Raw genomic sequence first — 3002 nt, 5'->3', positions numbered from 1 at the left:
GGTCGAGGGAGAGCTGGAGCTGGCGCCGGGTGGGGACCGGGAGGAGACGGTGCGGCGGTTGCTGGCGATTCCGGGGATCGGGCCGTGGACGGCCGGTTACGTGGCGATGCGTGCCCTCGGTGACCCGGACGTCTTCCTCCCCACCGACCTCGCGGTCCGCCGGGGCGCCGCCGCCCTCGGCCTGCCCGACGACCCGAAGACCCTCGACGCGTACGCCGCCCGCTGGCGCCCCTGGCGCTCGTACGCGGTGATCCGCCTTTGGAGAGCAGCATGAGCACGACCGTGGGGAGCAGCATGAGCACGACCGTGGGGAGCAGCATGAGCACGACCGTGGAGAGCAGCATGAGTCCGACTGTGGAGACAGAGATGCCCAGCACGATCATCGACACCGCCACCATCGACACGCCCGCCGGGCCGTTCACCGTCCTCACCGGGCCGCAGGGCGCGGTACGGGCCGCCGGCTTCACTCCCGACCCGGCGCACCTGCTGCCGCTGATCCACCCGAGCCTGCGCGGTGATCTCCGCCAGCGGACCGAACTCGGGCCGGTCAGCGCGGCCGTCGCGGCGTACCTCGACGGTGAGCTGACCGCCATCGACACGGTGCCGGTGGAGCAGCACAGCGGCGGGGTGTTCCTGTCCCACGCCTGGCGGGTGCTGCGCGACGTGAAGCCGGGCGAGCCGGTCACCTACACCGGGTACGCGGCGCTGGCCGGCCGGCCGGCTGCGGTTCGGGCTGCGGCGGCGGCCTGCGCCCGCAACGCGGCAGCCCTCTTCGTTCCCTGCCACCGGGTGCTGCGTACCGACGGGACGCTCGGCGGCTACCGCTGGGGGCTGCCCGTCAAGGAATGGCTGCTCGCCCACGAACGCCGCGGATAGCACGAAGAAGCCGCGGACCGCGCCGGAGAAGACACGGAAAGCGCCGGAGCGACTACGGAAAGCAGCGAATGAAGGTGCCGACAGCGCCGGCGACATCGCAGCCATAGTGATCACGCGGGCACGATTCAGCCGTCCGGCTGAGGGCGGCCACCGGAAAGGCAAGACCACTGACAACAAGCCGACATCGGTACGACAGGCGTTTACCGATACCGTCGGATGGTGGCTGCGGGGAGTGACGGCGGCCCGGCCGGCCGGGGCGAGGTCGGGCGACATTCGCTGCGCAACCTCTGGCGGTTGCGACGTTATCTACGTCCGCATGCGGCGCAGTTCGCCTGGCTGATGCTGGCCGGGTTTGCCGCCACCGGGGCGGGCATCGCCGTGCCGCTGCTGGCGCAGCAGGTGGTCGACGGGCCGGTGGCCCGGCGGGATCTGGCCGGACTGTTCCAGTTGGCCGGGTTGGCGCTGCTCGTCGGCCTGGTCGAAGCTGTGCTGATCTTCATCCGACGGTGGGTGCAGTCGTCGTCCTCGCTCGAGATGGAGGCGGCCATCCGCGACGACGTGTACGCGCACCTCCAGCGGTTGCCGGCCAGCTTCCATGACCGTTGGCCCTCCGGCCAACTGCTCTCCCGGATCACCAGCGACCTGTCGGTGCTGCGCCGGTTCCTCTCCTTCGGCCTGCTCTTCCTCGTCCTGAACCTGGTCACCTACCTGGTCGTGGTGGTGCTGCTGATCCGGCTGCATCCGGCGCTGGGGCTGCTGGTGGCGGCGAGCGCGGTGCCGCTGTTCCTGATCGCCAGGCGGTTCGGCAGGCACTACCACGCCGCCTCCCGCCGGATGCAGGACCAGCAGGGCGACGTGGCCACCCTGGTCGAGGAGACCGCGCAGGGGTTGCGCACCATGAAGGCGTACGGGCGGGGGCCGCAGCTGACCGAGCGGTTCGTGGCCAGCACCCGGGCCCTGCACGACACCGGAGTGGACAAGGGGCGGCTGCTGGCCCGTACCTCCGCCAAGCTCGACCTGGTGCCGAACCTGACCCTGGGCATCGTGCTGGTGGCGGGCACCGCCGCGGTCGCCGGTGGCAGCCTCACCATCGGTGAGCTTGTCGCCTTCGTCAGCCTCCAGTTGATGCTGATCTGGCCGGTGCAGTCGCTGGGCTGGATCATCGCCAACGGGCAGGAGGCGGCCACCGCCGCCGACCGGATCCAGGAGGTCCTGGACACCTCACCATCCATTGTGGATGCTCCGGCGGCGGTCACCCTGCCGCGTTCGGCGGTACGCGGCCACCTCCGCTTCGAGGGGGTGACATTCCGCTATCCGGGCAGCGCCACACCGGTGCTGCGCGGCGTCGACCTGACCGTCGAGCCCGGCGAGACGCTCGCCGTGGTCGGCGCCACCGGCAGCGGCAAGAGCACCCTGCTCTCCCTGGTGTCCCGGCTGCACGACGTCGACACGGGCCGGATCACCCTGGACGGGCACGACCTGCGTGACCTGCGACTGGCCTCGCTGCGCCGGCTGGTCGCGGTGGCCTTCGAGGATCCGACGCTCTTCTCCATGTCGGTGTGGGAGAACCTCACCCTGGGCCGCCCCGACGCCGGCTCCGACGAGGTACGGGCGGCGCTCGCGCTGGCCCAGGCCGAGTTCGCGGACGACCTGCCGTGGGGGCTGCGGACCCGGCTGGGTGAGCAGGGCCTGTCGCTCTCCGGGGGCCAGCGGCAGCGGCTGGCCCTGGCTCGGGCGGTGCTCGTCCGGCCCGCCGTGCTGGTGCTCGACGACCCCCTCTCCGCGCTCGACGTGCACACCGAGGCGGCGGTGGAGGCCGCGTTGAAGCAGGTGCTGCGGAACATGACCGCGCTGCTGGTGGCGCACCGGCCGTCCACGATCGCCCTCGCCGACCGGGTCGCGCTGCTGCAGCACGGCCGGATCACCGCCGTCGGCACGCACCCGGAACTGCTGGCCACCGTGCCCGCGTACCGCGCCCTGCTCACCGCCGAGCCGGCCACCGCACCACCGGCCACCGCGTCCGCTGCCGCCCCGCCACCGGCCGGCACGCCGGCGCAGCGAGGCCAGTCGCAGGTCACGCAGGTCGTGCCCGTCCAGGGTGATCCGGCCCGTGTCGACGTCGTGCA

The 3002-nt window shown here is 72.2% G+C and carries 3 protein-coding genes; all 3 read left to right on the top strand.

What is annotated here, in order from left to right:
* On the top strand, positions 1-274 hold a 274-nt coding region (locus C1I93_RS29955), incomplete at its 5' end, for a DNA-3-methyladenine glycosylase family protein (RefSeq protein ID WP_369007963.1).
* 92 nt (positions 275-366) lie between these two features.
* A complete protein-coding gene (locus C1I93_RS29950; RefSeq protein WP_111246597.1) occupies positions 367-876 on the top strand; it encodes a methylated-DNA--[protein]-cysteine S-methyltransferase in 510 nt (169 codons plus the stop codon).
* Between the two features lie 219 nt (positions 877-1095).
* Positions 1096-3002, top strand: a 1907-nt coding sequence (locus C1I93_RS29945; RefSeq protein WP_438819599.1) for an ABC transporter ATP-binding protein, incomplete at its 3' end; no start/stop codon positions are given.

The sequence above is a fragment of the Micromonospora endophytica genome, from assembly GCF_003236305.1.
Lineage (GTDB): Bacteria > Actinomycetota > Actinomycetes > Mycobacteriales > Micromonosporaceae > Micromonospora > Micromonospora endophytica.
Note: the sequence above shows the minus strand (reverse complement) of the source record. Positions and strands in the feature narration are given on the sequence as shown.